The organism is Paenibacillus sp. J22P277 (genome assembly GCF_059383675.1).
Genome location: NZ_JBXENS010000003.1, coordinates 586169 through 601915, shown reverse-complemented (window position 1 = coordinate 601915; position 15747 = coordinate 586169). Strand labels below are relative to the sequence as shown.

Here is a 15747-nt window from a genome sequence, read left to right as displayed (position 1 = left end):
GACGCTATAAGACTTCGAGCTTATAGTCGCTGATTATAGAAGACATGCAAATTACAGGGGAGGCAATCCAAGTGAGTCGTGTAACAAACGAAGCATCAAAGAAACGGATGTTGTCGGGAACGGCCGTAATGCTTGCTGCAATGGTTATCGTAAGCGGTTGCAATTCGAATTCGAGCTCGAATTCGAATGGAAACTCGAATGGGAAGTCGAATGAGAACGCGTCTGCCGGCACTAACGGCAGCCAAGAAGACTCGGAGTCCGCATCCCAAGGCTCGGAGGCCGCTGCTCCCGAGGCTACCGGCGGCGAGACGAAGGACTTCGTCAAGCTCAGCTGGTACATGCCGAAGCCGATCGACAACATGAAGGATCAGGAAGCCGTCGAGGCGGAAGCGAACAAGATTATCAAGGATAAAATAAACGCCGAGCTGCACCTTAACCTCATCGACAATGCCGGATGGGAAGACAAGATGAAGCTGATCTCGGCGGCGGGCGAGCCCTACGATATCGTCTTCTCCACGTACTCGTCCAATCGGATCAGCGATAACGTGCAGAAGGGCGCCCTCCTGCCGCTCGACGATCTGCTCCAGAAGTACGGGCAGAACATCTTGGCCAAGGTCGATCCCCGCGCTTGGAAAGCGGTGACCTACAACGGAAAGATCATGGCGATTCCGGCGCAAACGCCTTACTCTCCGGCGGGCGCCCACGTCTTCAAGAAGGACTTGGTCGAGAAGTACAACTTCGATTACAAGAGCGTCAAGAGTATCCAGGATTTGGAGCCGTTCCTGGCGGAGATCAAGAAGAACGAGCCCGGCATGATTCCGCTCCTGGCCACGGCCAACGGTACGGCTTCCGGGGTGACCTTGTACGATTACACGACGATCAGCCCGGGGATCTCGTATAGCGAAAAGGACGGCACGATCGTCAAGATTCTGGACGTTCCGCAGAACAAGGCCAACTACCAAACGATCAACGACTACTACAAGAAGGGGTACATCGCGAAGGATGCCGCCATCAAGACGGATTACCTGGCCGAAGCCAAATCGGGCAAATATGCCGTTATGCGCGACTCCGGCGGCTATACCGAAGACGGCTCGAAGTCGACGGCGACCTATGGCTTCCCGACGGTGGAGACGCTGTCCGGCTACCCGACCATCTCGACGAACTCGATGACCTCGGCCGCGACGGCCATTAGCGCCACGTCCAAAAACCCGGAAAGAGCGATGATGCTTCTGAACCTGATCTGGGGCGACAAGTACTTGTTGAACACGCTGGCGTATGGCGTCGAAGGCAAGAACTATACGGTGAAGTCCGGAACGGTCAAGGACGACGCTCCGACGATCGAAGCGACGAGCGGTTCCGAGCAAACGTGGGCGATCTGGCACAACTGGCTCGGGCCATTGTGGGATCAATGGGATTCGAACTGGAATTCCACGGCCGCCCTGGAAGCGATGAAGAAGAACAACGACAACGGCAAAGCCTCCGGCATTCTGGGCTTTATCTTTAATCCGGAGCCGGTGAAGAACGAGATCGCGCAAGTGAGCGCCATTCAGAAGGAATCGAATCCGATCCTGACGACGGGCTCCATGCCGGACTTCGAGAAGTATTACACGGATCTTCAGAAGCGGTTGGACGAAGCGGGCATGGACAAAATTCTGGCCGAAGCCCAGAAGCAGTTCGACGCTTGGAAAGCTTCCAACAGCTGATTGGACGGAAGAGGGGTCGGCGGCTCTGCTACGCGGTAGTAGGGTCGCCGATTTTGCTTCATGCTTCTACTAACGATGCAAAGGGGAATCCAATTATGATGTTTGCATCCAAGTTTGGATGGACCGCTTTAAGCATTGCCGTGGCCTTATGTTCGCTGCTGATCGTCGGGTACTCCCGGACGACCGTCGCCGAGGGCGCCGAAGCGCCGGCGGGCGCGACTTATCTCGTCGACGAGAACTTCACGTTCCTGTCCAATCTCGTGCCCGGAGAGAGCCAGCCTTCCGGTTGGGACGTTCTGGCGGCGGGCGGCGGGCTCGTCAGCCTATACGCCGACACGCTGAAGGTCAGCGATACGAGCGACGTTCTTCCCGTATCGATGAGCCGGAATTTTCCCGAGCAGAGCGGAGGGGTCGTCACGATGGAATTCCGCTTCAAGCCGCTGGCGATCATAGACGGTCTGAAGTGGCAGCTGCTGGATGGCGATACCGCGGGCGTCAGCATCGTAACGAGCGGGAACAATCTCGTGCTGCAGACGGCCGGCGGAGGCGCGGCGACCTTGCAGGCCTACGAGGCCGGTAAAGAATACGGCGTGAAGGTGATCGCGAATTTGTCCGCCGGTCAGACGGACGCGTATATTAACGGCGTTAAGCGAGCGACGGCGAAATCCTTCGCGAATCCGGTCGATTCGTTCAATCGGTTCCTGTTGACGACCGGAACGGTCTCGAAAGGCGACTTCAACTTTACCCCTCTCAAAATCTATAAAGGGTATGCCGTTAACGAGAGACTGTTATCGGTTATCGGCGGCTCCGTTCCGGGAGACTGGGTATCCGCCGCCTCGGGCGGCACGATCAACGTGGGGCAGATGTCCGGCTTAGTGGGCGGAACTTCGCGCAATTACGTCATGTCCCCGAAGCCGGATATCTACAGCTTCAAGATGGATGCCGCGAACGCCGCGGGCGCCATGTCGCTCTCGAAGAGCTTCGCATCGCTCGAGGGCGACGTGACGGCGGGATATAAGATCTTTATTCCCGCCAAGACGAACGGCCTTGCCGCTGAGCTTACGGACGGGACGAATACCGTTCTTAAGCTGGTCACGTCGAACGGGAGGCTGGCTTACGTCGATACGTCCGGCAGCCCGGTCAAGCTGTGCGAGGACGACCCCGACAACCCCGAGGATCGGGGCGAACTGTGCAACTACAGGGCCAATCTGTGGTACGACCTCAAGGTGAAGCTGAGGCTCGATTCCTCCGAGGCGGACATCTACGTTAACGGCAAGCTCAAGGCGGAGCATGTCGCGCTGGCCTCGGGCGTCTCGTCCGTGGACGGCATTCGGTTCTCGACTTCGGCCGCCGATCAAGGCACGATGTGGCTGGACGACATCGTCGTGAACGCGGATACTCCGCTGCCGTCCGACTACGTTCCGGCTCCGGTCGCCGTCAGCACGGGAGACCAAATCGTCGGCGTGCAGAGCTGTCCGATGTGGAGGGAAGGCACCCACCTGGGCTGGGATATGATCAATCCGTATCCCGATCGTACGCCGCTGCTCGGATTCTACGACGAAGGCAATCCGGAGACGGCGGATTGGGAGACCAAGTGGCAGGCCGAACACGGAATCGGCTTCCAGATGTCTTGCTGGTTCCGCCCGATCGGCGGCGAGAACTCGCCGGTGAAGGATCCTTTCCTCGGCTCCGCCCTGCACGACGGTTACTTCAACTCGGCGTACAGCGACCAGGTAGACTTCGCGATCATGTGGGAGAACTTGAACTCCAAAGCGGCCGACAGCAACGACTTCCGCAACAACCTGGTGCCTTACTGGATCGAATACTACTTCAAGGACCCTCGGTATCTGAAGATCGACGATAAGCCGGTATTCACGATCTACAACTACGATCAGTTCGTGAATCTGTCCACCAAGACCTCCTTGTCCGATAGGGTCGCAGATGCGAAGGCCAATATCGCCTATCTTCGGAACGAGGTGAAGGCGGCAGGCTTCGACGACTTGATCCTATTGAACGTGTATAACGGGATGAATGCGCAAGACTTGATCAATCGCGGCGAAGTAGGCTTCGATGCGGTATACGCTTATTCTTGGGGCTCCTTCGGCGGCCATCCGGATTATCAGAAGCTGAAGCTTACGGCGGAGAACGCATTCGGAGGGCTCGACGTTATCGCCGGATTGAGCATGGGCCGGGACGATACCGCTTGGGGACTGAGCGCCGGGTATTACGCGACGCCGACGGAATTCCGGTCGCTCGCGCAGTGGACGAAGGACACGTACATCCCTTCGCTGTCCTCGGATAATCTCGGCAAGAAGCTCGTCATGCTGGACAACTGGAACGAATTCGGGGAAGGCCACTTCATCATGCCGGCCGGACTGGCCGGATTCGGATACGTGGACGCGATTCGCGACGTCTTCGCGGGCACCTCCGCCCATGAGGATATCGTTCCGACTCAGGCGCAGAAGGATCGGATCGGCGTTCTGTATCCGGCTGGCCGAGTCGTCCTTAACCGGACGCTGACGCCTCCGGCCTACTCCGGCGATTCCGTCGCGTCCTGGGAATTCAATACCGCCGGCGACGAGGAAGGATGGACCGCGCTAAGGACGGTAGATTCCGTCAGCGTCTCGGGAGGCAGCTTGACGGCGGTGTTCAACAACACGGATCCGGGCATCGTCTCCGGCGACCACCTCGGAATCAAAGCGGAGGATGCTCCGTATCTCAAGATCCGCATGAAGAACAATGCCAACGATATCGAAGGCAGGGTGTTCTTCACGACGGAGCTCGACGGGGATTGGAACGAGACCAAAGCGATGGGCTTCTACGTCAATCCGCAGGACGACGGATACACCGACTATTACGTGGAGATGTGGCGTAACAAGAGCTGGGCCGGCAACATCCGGCAGATTCGGATCGACCCGGTATCGGCCTTGGGGACGGTCGACATCGATTACGTCCGGGCGGTCGCGAACGACTCCGCGGACATCCAGCTATACGTGGACGGCAAACGCAAGACGTTCAGCCAGCCGCCCCTCGTTCAAGACGGCGTCGCCATGGTTCCCGTCAAGGATAGTTGGCTTCAGTTGGAAGTCAAATCCGAATGGGATGCCGCGAATCAACGATTGATCGGGGTGAAGAACGGCAACGTCCACGAAGTGACGGTCGGCGCTTCGTCGGCCGGCAAGAACGGCCAGCCGATCGCGCTGGAGCACGCGCCGACGCTGCTGGCGAACGGAACCGTTCTCGTTCCGCTCTCTTATCTGCATGACGCATTCGGAGCGACGGTTAGCTGGGACGAGACGGCGGGGAGCATCCGGATCTATCCCTCGGGCGTGGTCTGGGACTTTGAATTCGCCAACGGTTGGACGGCGAACGGCCAGGTCGCGGGAGGCGAAGCGCAAGGCGGCTTGTTCAGCGGAACCTCCTTGGGAACGTCGGGAGGGCTGGAGCCGGCGATCGAATCGCCCGAGCACCTGAACGTGGACGCTTCGTCCGTCAAGCGAATCCGCGTGAAGCTTCGCAACGGGACCGGCGGCAACGAAGCCCGGGTGTACTATCAGGCGAACGGCGACACCGCTTGGAACCCGATGCGGCAGCTCTCTTCTTACATGCTTCCTAACGAGCCGTTATTCCGCGAGTATGTATTCGACGCGACGAACGCGACCGGCTGGACGGGGACGATCGATCGGATCAAAATCGTTCCCACGCTCGAGGCAGGACCGTTCGCCCTCGATTCCGTTCAATTGGATACGGCCGCATCCTTGCCGGTTCTCGGCGATAATCTCGTTCAAGATCCGGGGATGGAGGAGAGCAAGGTTCCGAGCACGACGGTAACGACCAACTCCGCGCTCAGATACGTCGATTCGCAAGCGCATAGCGGCCACCAGTCCCTGAGGGTCGCCAAGACCGACAGATACAGCGCGGCGATGTTTAAGCTGGCCGACCTGGAGTCGGGCAAAACGTATCATTATTCGGCTTGGGCGAGGCTGGCCAAGGCTCCTGCGCTAAGCGAACCGCTGCGGCTGTGCCTGCAATATACCATTGGCACGACGCTCTATCAGAAGATCATGTTCACAAGCCCGGGGTTAAGCAATCAGGGCTGGACGCAGGTGCAGGGAAACTTCACGATTCCGGAGACGGGCACGGCCACCAAAGTTTATTTGTACGTCTATACCGAGGTCGCCGCCAATAACAATGATTTCTATGTCGACGACCTCGAGGCCAGGCCAATCGAGTATTCGACGAGTCCGGCATGGATCCGCGCCACGGGCTTAAGCTTGCCAAGCACGGCTGTCGTACACTTCGGAGAAGCATCGGCTTTGACGGCGACGTTCCAACCAAGCGGCGTCATTAACAAGGAGCTCCGTTGGACGTCGGATAATCCGAGCGTGGCGGTCGTCGACGATAACGGCTACGTATTCGGAAGGGACACGGGCACGGCGCATGTTACCGCCCTATCTATGGATGGCGGCTATACGGCGACGACGACCGTCACCGTTGATGCGGGGGCGGCTTATCCTGCCAATTCGACGGTCGGCAGCAATCTTATCGTCGATCCCGGAATGGAAGGCAGCGCGTTGCAGCCGACCTATTACGGCACCAGCTCGACGGTGTCGCTCTCGACCGCCGAGCACAGAAGCGGCGCCCAATCGTTACGGGTGGTCAAGAACGGCAGCATGTTCGCTAATATCTACATGCCGACGGCGATCGAGCAAGGCAAACCGTACTACTACTCGGTATGGGGCAAGCTGAATGCCGCTCCGGCCAATGCCGCTAGTCTTCGAATCTGTATCCAATATAAGGTGACGGGCAAAACGGATCCGGTGACGAAGATTTTGTTTAGAGGCGATCCTCTCAGCGCCCAGGAATGGACCCAGGTGCAAGGCTTCTTCGTGATTGACGAAGCCGGCGTCGTATCGGATACGAAGGTGTTCTTCTATACGGATCAAGCGGGAGACCTGCAAGATTTCTACATTGACGACGTTCAAGTGCGTCCCGTGGAATACGCCGCAACAAGCGTTAGCTTGAACAAGAGCGATCTTACGCTTGCGATCGGGCAGAGCGAGACGCTGGTCGCGACGGTATTGCCGGCCAACGCAACGAACAAGACCGTCTCCTGGACGTCCGGCAACCCGGCGGTGGCGACGGTGGATGCCGGCGGGACGGTCACCGCCGTCGGCGAAGGCGTAGCCGTTATTACCGCGACGAATCCGGGCGGTGCCTCGCAATCGGCGACCGTCTACGTGGACAGCGCCGCTCCCGTTACCTCTGCCGTCTTCGGTCCGTCGTCTCCGGACGGCCCGAACGGCACTTATATCGGCCCGCTTACGTTATCGTTTACGACAGCCGATAGCGGAACGGGCGTCGTGCAGACGACGTACAGCTTGGATAACGGTTTAACGTGGAAGCCCTACGCGACGGAATTGGTGTTCGACAAGCAAGGGACGTACGCCGTGTTATACAAGTCGATCGACCAAGCCGGTAACGAGGAAGCGGCGCGAACGGCAAGCTTCGTCCTCTCGGCGACCGCAACCTCCGTGGAACTGCGGGATAGCGCGGGGCAGCCGCTGAGCGGGGGCGTCGTGAAGTATTACGATGGCGTCTGGAAGGATCTGGGCACGACGAATGCTTCGGGCAAGGCGACCAAGTCCCTGCCGGAGAAGAGCTACCTCTTCTCCGTGACCTACCAAGGGACGACGAAGCAGCTTACTCAGAATACGGCCGTTAACCCGAATGTCGTCTTCCAAACGGTCAAGGCGATCATCCTGCTGAAGGACAGTCAGGGCAATGCGCTCGCGGGCGGCCTCGCGAAGCTGTACGCGGGCGGCTCCTGGCAGACGGTCGGCACGTCCGGCAGCGGCGAGTTGAGCAAGGAAATGCTCGCGGGCTCCTACACGTTCGGCCTCACCTACGAGGGAGCGTACAATCAAAAGGCCCAGCATATCGGCGAGGATCCGGTCGTCGTCTTCCAAACGGCAAGCGTGCTGATCAAGCTGCAGGATGCGCTGGGAGCTCCGGTCGACGGCGGCTCCGCCAACGTGTATTCGGGGGGGATCTGGAGGACGATCGGACTCACGGTCAACGGAGAAATTCGCAAAGAGCTGCTCCCGGCCGGCTACACGTTCGGAATGACTTACGGGACGGCGCTCGCGAACATTCAGAAAGATACTTCGACGGATCAGACGATCGTCTTTCAACTGCCGTAATCAGTAGCGGACGAACGAAGAAGGGACAGCGAAGATGAAACGATCGATTCCATTGACTGGCGTTTGGAAATTAACGGGCGAAGGCGAACGAACGGGCAGCGGTCCGGGAAGCATCGCTATCGATGCTTCCGTGCCCGGACATGTGCATCAGGACTTGCTCGCGGCGGGGTTGATTCCCGATCCGGGTTACCGCAAGCAGGCGGAGGAATGCGGGTGGGTCGAGCATTGGCGATGGTCCTATCGGCGTGAATTCGAGGTCGATCGCTTGGAGGACGGCGCCGCGACGCTAGTATTCGAAGGGCTGGACACCTTCGCCGATATTTATCTGAACGGAACGCGGCTCGCGCGGACGGACAATATGTTCATCCGTTACCGATTCGATGTGACCGGACAGCTGCGGACGGGGACCAACGAGCTCGAAATCAGGTTCCGCCCCGTCGCGGAGGGCATCGGGGATAAGCCGTTCGCCGGGCGCGGCGCGGCGTTCACCAGCGAGAGGCTCTACGCGCGGCGCATGCAGTGCACGTTCGGATGGGATTGGGTCGGACGCCTCGTCAGCTATGGCATCTGGCGCCCGGTCCGCCTCGACTTCGAGGACGGCGCGACCATCGACGATCTCTACGTGCATACGAAGGCGATCGACGGGCGCGGGGCGGCCGTCGGCATCGCGTTGGAGGCGACTTCGCATTCCCGGTACCCGCTTCGGGCGGAGCTTGCCATCCTCGATCCTTCCGGGCAACCCGTATGGCAAGCGACGAGAAAGCTGCTCGGCCCTAAGCTGGAGCTGACGGCGGATCTGGCGGAGCCGGAGCTTTGGTGGCCGGCCGGGTATGGCGGCCAGCCCTTGTACAAGGCGGTCGCGAAGCTGCATGGAGCGTCGGGCGTCGTCGATGCGCGGGAATGCTCGTTCGGAATCCGGACGGCGCGCATCGAGCAGCTCCAAGATCGGCCCGGCAGCTTCGAGGAGCGGATGACCGGCAAGTTGCGGGCGCGGGGCACGGAATGGGACGACAACGGAGCTCGGCCCGGAAGCGGGTTCGCGCTCCTGGTGAACGGCGTTCCGATTTATTGCAAGGGCGCCAATTGGGTACCGTGCGATCCGTTTCCCGGACGCATCCCCGATTCGCATTACGACAATCTGCTTCGCCTTGCCCGCGAAGCGGGCATGACGATGCTGCGCGTCTGGGGGGGAGGCATCTACGAGCCGGAAGCCTTCTGGGACCGGTGCGACAGGCTGGGCATTCTCGTCTTCCAGGACTTCATGATGGCCTGCGGCACTTACCCGGAGGACGATGAGGAATGGATGTCCTCGCTCGCCTCCGAGGTCGAGGGAGTCGTTCGCTCGCTGCGCAGCCGCCCGAGCTTGATCTGGTGGAACGGCGATAACGAGAACGGCATGTTCGACGGCGAAGAGGATCCGGGCTACCCGGGAAGGACGATCTCCGAACGGATTACGGGACGGTTATGCGCGGAGTTGGATCCGCATCGGCCGTTCCTGCCGACGAGCCCGTTCGGCGGCAACAAGAACAACTCGTTTACGATCGGTACTGCCCACTACACGGGGGCTTTGCTGGAGATGTTCGACGTCTTCCGCGGGACGGACCTTCGCCATTACCGCTCCTACTTCGCAAGCTTGCTGAGCCGCTTCTGTCCGGAGTTCCCGATGTTCGGCACTCCGGAGCTCCATACGCTGAGACGGTTCATGAGCGAAGCGGATCTGAACGATCCGACCTTCGACATGCTGGAATATCACACGAGGAATCATCCCGCCTTGGTCGATTACTCGCTCTTCCGGGCGTTGCTTACGCTAGCCGACAAGCTGATGCCCCCGGCCGTCTCGACGGTCGAACGAATTCGGCGCATGTCTTACGCGCAGCATGAACTCACCCGTCTCGTCGTCGAGATCTACCGGCGCAACCGGCCTTATACAGGGGGCATTCTGTTCTGGATGTTCAACGATTGCTGGCCGGCCAGCGGATGGAGCCTTGTCGATTATTACGGGTATCCGAAAGGCGGGTATTACGGCTTCAGGAAAGCCGCCCGTCCGGTCATCGCATCGATCGAACGGCAGGAAGGGGAAAGCCGGTACGCCTTCTGGGTATGCAACGATAAGCCGGAAGCGATCCAAGGCAAGGGAATGCTTCGCGTATTGAAGCTGGACGGTTTGACAGACGATGCAACCGTATGGACGCGAGCGTTCGACTTCGCGGTCGAGGAGGGTACCTCTTCGGTCGTCAAGGCGCTTCCGCTGGAGGAACTGGACGTTTTGCTCGATCATCGTCGCGTTCTCGTCATGGATATCGTCGGTTCGTTCGGGGAAGACCGGTCTATTCATCACGCGGGGATCCCGGCCGACTTGGACCTTCAACCTTCCGGAGCGCGCATCGCCTTCCGAACGGAAGGACCTGACGGAGGAAGCTTGGTCGTTGCCGCGGACCGTTATGCCAAAGCCGTCCTGCTGCATGGCGAATACGTTTTCTCCGACAATTACTTTGATCTGCTGCCGGGAGAGCGCAGATCGATCGACTATCGAACATTGGCGACGGGAACCGGAGCGGATGCCAAGGAAGCCAGGGAAATAGAATTGATCAGCTGGAATTGAGACATTCATCAACTTACAATTCGTATAAAGGTGGAAGCTGAAATGAGTATAGCGGCGTTCGCAAGAGCCAAAGCCCGCGTCGGCGTCATCACGGTGGGACACGAGCCATATTGGGGACAATTTCCGGGGCTGCGGGAGGAATTGGAGGGTTACGGTCGCGAGTTCGAGCGCATGCTGATCGGCTGCGACGTCGAGGTCGTGTCGGCGGGATTCGTCGATAATCTGGACCGGTCGTTCGCGGCGGCCGCCAGGCTGAGAGCGCAGGACGTCGACTTCTTATTCGTCAATCTCAGCACTTACGTCACCTCGTCGTCCGCGGCTACTGCCATCTTGAATCTCGGAGTCCCTACCGTGTTGGTCGCGTTGCAGCCGCTCAAACGGTTGGACTACCGGAACACGACGACCTACATGCAGTTGGCGAACGATAACATTTGCTCGCTGCCGGAGATCAGCGGCGTGCTCGTACGCGCCGGCAAGCCCGCGGCGGGGATGATCGTGGGAACGCTCCGCGACGATCCCCGGGTCGCCGGCGAATTGAAGAGTTGGTGCCAAGTCGCGAACGCCCGGCGGGCGTTCAAGTATGCGCGTATCGGCTATTTGGGCCATACGTACGAAGGCATGTACGACATGAATTCCGACCCGACCGCGTTCACGGCGGCATTCGGCTCCCATGTCCAGATGCTGGAGATGTGCGATCTCGCCAAGCTGGTGAACGACGCGAATCCGAGCGAGATCGCGGACAAGATCGAAGAGATCACGAGCGTATTCACGATCGCCGATCCGTTCATCGATCCGATTACGAGACCGATCAAGCAGGAGGACTTGGAATGGTCGGCCAAGGTGGCCGTCGGACTCGACAAGCTGGTCGCCCTGAACGGATTGACCGGACTAGCCTATTACTATCGCGGAATGGACAACAACGAATACGAAAAAATCGGCGCGAACATGGTACTCGGCAATTCGCTGCTCACCGGCAAGGGAATCCCGCTCGCGGGAGAGGCGGATCTCAAGACTTGCGCGGCGATGCTGGTCATGGATCGGTTGGATGCCGGCGGATCCTTCGCCGAGCTTCATCCGTGCGACTTCGTGGACGACATCGTGCTCGTCGGACACGACGGTCCGCATAACGTCAAGATCAGCGACAGCCGACCGGTCATTCGGGGGTTGGATCTGTTCCATGGCAAGAGCGGCTCCGGCATCGGCGTGGAATTCAGCATTCAAGCCGGTCCGGTTACCTTGCTCGGCATTTCCCAGACCGCGGACGGCCGGTATAAGATGATCGCCGCCGAAGGCGAATCGATCAAAGGCGAGATTCCGCAGACCGGCAACACGAATACGCGCTGCAGCTTCGATTGCGGCGTCGCCGACTTCATCGAGAGATGGTGCGCCGCCGGTCCGACTCATCATTTTGCGCTCGGCATCGGCCACGTAGGCACGCATATCAAGCGATTGTCCAAAGTGCTCGGCTTGGAGCTGGAGACGGTCTGATGCTAGTTGTCCCTATGCAAGAGAAGGCGATGCAGAATAACTGCGTCGCCTTCTCTGTATGATGAGCAGCAAGACCGTATAAATCAGGGGAGGGGCTGGCCTGTACGGCAAACAGATCGCGATAGCCTGCGCGCAACGGGAGGCCGCGTCTACATGACGTCCCGGGGAAAGGGCAGTTTAGCTCAGCAAAGACTAAGGCTATAATTAAGATATGATCATGTCTGAATCGAGGTGTTATTTGTGGCAATGGAAGCGGATGTAGTACCTTTATTAAAATTTGGTTTCGCAATAATTATGATACTTATATTCCTGATTGTCATTACCCTTCTTGTTAAATATAAAAAATCCGGATATGGATGGATGATTGCACATTTAATATTCTTCACTTGGTCATGTTGGGGCTGGATTGAATTGTTGGAGAAAGGAAGAACCGGCGTTATGGCATCAGAGGATAATTCTTTAAATATTGGGGTGATCGGTTTCATCTGGGCGGTAAGTATGGTCTTTATGGGCGTAGGGTTATTCAAATTAAGACCACCTCAGGGTAGGCTACACTAACGGGAGACGTTAGCTTAATAAAGATATTTAACAAGGGAGCTGCTGCGCCAACTCCTTTTCTTCTTCGCAAAATCAGGCCTTTATTTCAAGGCTCTTGCCGGAGTTCAGGGTCTTGCTGTTAACAGAATGCGGCAGATACCAGACGCTTAACACTTATCCGCGATAGTCAGCCGGCTGATTCCAATGAATTCCAGTATTTGTGTAGCCGGCGGCCCGTATGGCGTCCATTCGGACGAACAAACGGCGTTATACATCAGGCTGTTTGTCTTGTCCGCAAGCGGCTCTCGATGACTCGTCTTGATTGGATAGCTGTATTCATTTCCGGGGACATCGGTCACCTTCCAGCCAAGCGCCTGGGCAATAGGTTGTATCGGTGAAATGAAACGGGCAGAATAACGCAATTACGAGTATTGACATTTTTTTAAAACGAATTATAATGAATATATAGTCAGTCATTAATATGATAAGGAGATGAGTTATTGAGTAAACAAAAAGAACGCTTTGAGGCCATGAGAGCCGAGGCTACGGAAAGAGTTTTATTTTCAGCAGCCAAGCTTTTCGCCCAAAAAACTTTTGCCAAAACAACGATGCAGGACATCGCGGACGATGCGGACCTTAGTAAAGGATTAGCTTATCGATACTTTGCTACCAAAGAAGAAATCATGAGCAGGCTGATCGAGATTTCGATATCCGGGCTTGAACGTATTTCAGGGTTGTTTAAACAAGAGGGAAATGAAAAAGAGATTATGTTTAAGGCTACAGAGTTCTTGCTGAATAACCTTCAAGAAGATACCTCCTCAACCGATGGACTGCTTCTCATTAGCCAGATTGACAGTTTTTCTGAAAAAGAGCTGAATCCGGATCTGAGGCATGCAGTGCGGGCCTCGATGAAAAACCTCATCGACAGCATATCGAATGTCATACTTGCCGGACAGAAACAAGGGGATTTTAAACCAGGGGATCCTCGGAGCTATGCTTTGTTCTATTACAGCATTTTTCAAGGAGTGGCATTTACGAGCCGAAGTCTTCATGGGGAATACGCATATCCGACGGTAGAAATGTTTATCGATTTTTTGATCGAACATAAGTAAAAGAAGGCAAAGAGAGCAAGCGAATTTCAAATAATTTTAAATGACTAAATATTTAGCCATTAAAAGGAGAGCGAAATTAATGAAAACAATTCAAGTAAGCGAAAGAATCATATCCTATTTTAAGAACTTCGAAGAGGCGAATAACTTGTATAGTCCGGAGCTGCTTGAACCGCTTGTGAGTGATCCTTTGGTAGGTGCCTCTCCTTCCGGAGAAGTACAAGCGATAAAGAAAGAAGATTATTTAGCTGGGACGAAAGAGTCCGGTGAATACTTAGCGTCTTTAGGTTATAAATCCTTTACGCTAACCCCGGTGGCAGAAACCCCGCTGAAAGATAACTATGTATTAGTAGAGGTCCTTGGAAAAGTAAGAGTAGAGAAAGAATCCGGTCAAACTTTTGATCTCGTACATGATTCCTTTTACATTCTGCATGTGAAAGAGGACTCAATAAAGATGGTTTTTACGATCACGCATGATGACCCTACGAAAATGATGGCAGATCAAGGTTTTTTGACAGTAGAATAATGAAAAGTACATCAGAAAAGTCGGGAATCATACTGACGAAGCAAAAACAGAGGTTTAAATGACTAAATAGTCAATCATTAAATTTTTGATTGAATAAATGGGAGGAATAATCATGAATAAAGTAAGCGAAACAATGTTGTCTGATTTCGTCGAGTCGACGGCCACAAAGTTCGGTATTCCTGGCGTTGCCGTCGGGGTATGGGCGGACGGTCGGGAGATTTACGCGTGCCATGGCGTGACGAGCATCGACAACCCAATGCCTGTCGACAGGGACACGCTGTACGAGCTGGCCTCGATTACGAAAACCTATACGGCGACGGCTCTGATGCGCTTGGTTGCGGAGGGGCTGGTCCAGTTGGACGCGCCAGTGTGCCGGTATGTTCCCGAGCTCCGGTTAGCGAATGAGCAGGCCGCGGCGGAGATTACCGTGTTGAACCTGCTCAACCACACTTCTGGACTGGGCTGGGGAATTATGGTCGACACCGGCGAGGGGGAGGATGCCCTGGCAGCCTATGTGGCGAAGATGGCCGAGTTGGAGCAGATCTCGCCACCCGATACACGAGCCTCCTACAGCCAGGCGGGATACAACCTTGCAGGGCGGATTATAGAAAAGGTCACCGGTCTAACGTACGAACGAGCCATTTCCTCGTTGGTGCTCGAACCCATGGGCCTATCGCACAGCTTCTTCGCGAACAACGATATCATGACCCGGCGGTTCGCCGTGGGGCACAATCCAGGCGACGACGGAACGCCGTCCGCCGCGCGGCTGTGGAGTCGTTGGCGTAGTAACAACCCAGGCGGGGGACTCGTGTCCTCAGTGGCGGACCAGATTTGTTGGGCCCGGTTCCATCTTGGTGACGGCCACTCAGACAGCGGTGTTCGTCTTCTGCCCGCCGAATTGCTATATCAGATGAAAGAGCCAACTATCGCATTACGGGGCAGTGCGCTCGGCGACGCCATCGGCATCAGCTGGTTCCTGCGTGACGTCGACGGCGTTCGCACCGTCGGGCACGGCGGGTCGGGGAACGGCCAGTTCACCGAGCTGCTTATCGTTCCCGAGCGGGACTTTGCCGTTGTCTCGCTGTCCAACGCCGGCCCCGACGGCATTCTATTCAACCAAGCAGTCGTCCGTTGGGCGCTGGAGACGTACCTCGGCGTAGTGGACCGGGATCCAGAGCCGCTTCCGTATGACGAGACGCGGGCCCATGAGATCGTCGGAAGGTACGAGATCGACTCCATGAAGCTCACCATTGGCACAAATATGGCAGGGCTGACACTCGAGGTCGGGATTAAACCGGAAATCCGTGCGAAGGCAGATACCGAATTGCCCCCGGACTACCCGACGGCTGCCATCGGACTGTTACCGGGCGACGGAGACGAGTATATCGTTTCCAGCGGCGGTTTGAAGGGACAACGCGGCTTCTTTACCCGCGATCATAATGGCGCGGTCGCTGGAGTCGACCTTGCCGGACGGTTGTTCAACCGGACTTGCACGACTACCGACTGAAATCCGGTGTCTGGTTTTGCATGAATTGAATCGTCAACTCCAGCAATGTTTGCTTATAATCAAGAAGAAACG

8 protein-coding genes are annotated in these 15747 nt (G+C 56.8%); all 8 read left to right on the top strand.

Annotated features, from left to right (window positions below; translation table 11 throughout):
- Nucleotides 1-71 precede the first annotated feature (71 nt).
- The 8 genes from AC50YL_RS11705 to AC50YL_RS11670 all read left to right on the top strand — a co-directional run bounded on the left by AC50YL_RS11705 (nt 72) and on the right by AC50YL_RS11670 (nt 15675).
- Nucleotides 72-1703, top strand: a complete 1632-nt coding sequence (locus tag AC50YL_RS11705; protein ID WP_494832070.1) for an ABC transporter substrate-binding protein — start codon at nt 72-74, stop codon at nt 1701-1703.
- Between the two features lie 95 nt (nt 1704-1798).
- Nucleotides 1799-7906 carry an Ig-like domain-containing protein gene (locus AC50YL_RS11700; protein ID WP_494832068.1) on the top strand — a complete coding sequence of 2036 codons (6108 nt, stop codon included), beginning with the start codon at nt 1799-1801 and terminating at the stop codon, nt 7904-7906.
- A 34-nt stretch (nt 7907-7940) separates the two neighbouring features.
- The gene (locus AC50YL_RS11695) at nt 7941-10508 is read left to right on the top strand and encodes a beta-mannosidase (RefSeq protein WP_494832066.1); all 2568 of its coding nucleotides are present in this window, start codon (nt 7941-7943) and stop codon (nt 10506-10508) included.
- A gap of 42 nt (nt 10509-10550) precedes the next feature.
- Entirely contained in the window at nt 10551-11996 is a 1446-nt protein-coding gene (locus AC50YL_RS11690; RefSeq protein WP_494832064.1) for an L-fucose/L-arabinose isomerase family protein, read from the top strand.
- Between the two features lie 246 nt (nt 11997-12242).
- A complete protein-coding gene (locus tag AC50YL_RS11685) occupies nt 12243-12554 on the top strand; it encodes a hypothetical protein (RefSeq protein WP_494832062.1) in 312 nt (103 codons plus the stop codon).
- A gap of 479 nt (nt 12555-13033) precedes the next feature.
- A complete protein-coding gene (locus AC50YL_RS11680) occupies nt 13034-13645 on the top strand; it encodes a TetR/AcrR family transcriptional regulator (RefSeq protein ID WP_494832060.1) in 612 nt (203 codons plus the stop codon).
- 79 nt (nt 13646-13724) lie between these two features.
- Nucleotides 13725-14168 (top strand): hypothetical protein, encoded by a 444-nt coding sequence (locus AC50YL_RS11675; RefSeq protein WP_494832058.1) that lies wholly within the window; start codon nt 13725-13727, stop codon nt 14166-14168.
- Nucleotides 14169-14280: 112 nt separating this feature from the next.
- Nucleotides 14281-15675, top strand: coding sequence for a serine hydrolase domain-containing protein (locus AC50YL_RS11670; RefSeq protein WP_494832056.1), 1395 nt, complete (start codon nt 14281-14283; stop codon nt 15673-15675).
- Nucleotides 15676-15747 lie beyond the last annotated feature (72 nt).

Excerpts from the sequence above, each read along its gene's own strand:
- AC50YL_RS11700 (WP_494832068.1), top strand. The coding sequence starts at position 1,799 with ATGATGTTTGCATCCAAGTTTGGATGGACCGCTTTAAGCATTGCCGTG.
- AC50YL_RS11695 (WP_494832066.1), top strand. The coding sequence starts at position 7,941 with ATGAAACGATCGATTCCATTGACTGGCGTTTGGAAATTAACGGGCGAA.
- AC50YL_RS11690 (WP_494832064.1), top strand. The coding sequence starts at position 10,551 with ATGAGTATAGCGGCGTTCGCAAGAGCCAAAGCCCGCGTCGGCGTCATC.
- AC50YL_RS11685 (WP_494832062.1), top strand. The coding sequence starts at position 12,243 with ATGGAAGCGGATGTAGTACCTTTATTAAAATTTGGTTTCGCAATAATT.
- AC50YL_RS11675 (WP_494832058.1), top strand. The coding sequence starts at position 13,725 with ATGAAAACAATTCAAGTAAGCGAAAGAATCATATCCTATTTTAAGAAC.
- AC50YL_RS11670 (WP_494832056.1), top strand. The coding sequence starts at position 14,281 with ATGAATAAAGTAAGCGAAACAATGTTGTCTGATTTCGTCGAGTCGACG.